The 1343-nt window shown below is 61.6% G+C and carries 2 protein-coding genes; both read right to left on the reverse strand.

Annotated elements, in window-relative coordinates:
- On the reverse strand, window positions 1–303 hold a 303-nt coding region (locus ACXJKR_RS32630), incomplete at its 3' end, for a hypothetical protein (protein WP_457326391.1).
- 660 nt (window positions 304–963) lie between these two features.
- Window positions 964–1332: a DUF1428 domain-containing protein gene (locus ACXJKR_RS32635; protein WP_457326393.1), complete on the reverse strand. Its 369-nt coding sequence runs from the start codon at window positions 1330–1332 to the stop codon at window positions 964–966.
- Window positions 1333–1343 lie beyond the last annotated feature (11 nt).

The raw sequence follows: 1343 nt of genomic DNA on the forward strand, positions 1-1343 counted from the left end.
CTCGTAGGTCGTGTCTGCTAGCTTGCCGCCGGCCCTCTCACCCAACTTCTTCAGGTAAGCCGCCCACAGCCCCTTGGCCGCTTCTATGAGCACAGGTACAAGAATGGCGCCGGCCAACTCCATCCCGAAGTCACCGGCGGCTTTACTCTGCTGCATCGACCGGGCGATCTGGCTGTCCAGACTACCATCGCGATCGATGTGCTCCATCATGTCGTTGACCACGGCAGCTTGCACCTCCTCTCCACCGGCCGATAGCACAGCCGATGTGAGCATTCCAGCGAAGAAGTCGGGGACAGGTGTCATGAGCATCCATGAAGCAGGAAATAGATCTGCGTTCTACTTGCAATCGCCTACGCACGATTTCAGCGTTTCGGCTGCGCGCTTAAAGCAATTCGATTGGGATTGGCGATCCAGCGTATTGCAGTATTCGTTGTCACGCTTGTAGCCCTCGGCGCACGACGCCTTGATGTCGGCACACGAAGCGTGGGCTGTGAGTGCCGAGACGCCAACGGCGATCATCACGGAGATTTTGCGAAACTTGTGCATAGAGGGCTCCCATCTAGCTAGATTCAGACATGCGCGACGGTAGGGCTGGCCGCAGTGCCTGCCATCCACAAACTTGATGAACGCCTGGAAGTTCAGGGAGGGGGCACCGCTGCGACAACTACTTCTGCGAGCCGAGAGCATGGTCCCTCGTGCGACGGACCTCGCTCGCTTCTCTGCCCCTCTTCGAGGTCGATCTCGACCTTCCGCTATGGGCACGAAGCCGGCGCCCGAAGCAGCAGAGGCGATGACCGCTCATGGCCGCCAGTGTGAAGCCATGCAGGGTCCCGAGAGCCGACATACTGGGCCGCAACGACGGGGCGCCCGGCGCAATGTCCCGGAGGCACGCCTGCGGACCGACGGTTGCGCCAGATGCCCGTCGTGACGCGCGGACCAGGGGCGGTGTTGTCGCCCCGCCGCTCAAGCCTTCACTTCGACCACCTGTTCGAAGCCGCCGAAGATCATGCGTTTGCCGTCGAAGGGCATGGGCGGGTTGCCGGGTGTGGACGGATCCATGCGCGGGTCCTCCATCATCTTCTTCATGCCTGCGTCGCGCGTGGCCTTGTCCGGCCATTCGACCCACGAAAAGGCGACCGTCTCCTCGGCGGTGGCCTGGACTGCGCGGCGGAAATCGGTGACCTTGCCGTCAGGGACGTCGTCGCCCCAACTTTCGATCACACGGGTCGCGCCCAGCTCAAGGAACATCGCGTCGAAGTGGCGCGCGTGCTCAATGAACTTCTGCTTGTTGGCGGTAGGGACCGCGATCACGAAACCATCGATGTATGACATGTCTTCACTCC

The organism is Roseateles sp. P5_E11 (genome assembly GCF_054049355.1).